This is a genomic window from Bradyrhizobium sp. Kon10 (assembly GCF_055807395.1).
Map to the genome: position 1 here is coordinate 1 of NZ_JBVVOZ010000310.1, position 253 is coordinate 253.

The window sequence follows — 253 nt, forward strand, 5'->3', positions numbered from 1 at the left end:
CCGGCTTCATGGTCGTGGAAGCGCTTGGCGGTCTCTTCACCGGATCGCTGGCGCTGCTGGCGGATGCCGGCCACATGCTCGCCGACTGTATCGCACTCGGTCTCGCCTGGTATGCTTTTCATCTGGCCGGCCGGCCGGCCACCGTTCGCCTCACCTATGGTTTCGGCCGGGTCAAAACGCTGGTCGCCTATACCAACGGCATCGCCATCTTCGTCATTGCGCTGTGGATCATCTATGAGGCTTGGGAACGCCT

Annotated in this window: 1 protein-coding gene; it reads left to right on the plus strand. The window is 62.5% G+C overall.

What is annotated here, in order from left to right; genetic code table 11:
- Window positions 1-253 (plus strand): cation diffusion facilitator family transporter (locus tag AC0L2O_RS37155; protein WP_473373249.1); only part of this gene is annotated, 253 nt, incomplete at both ends.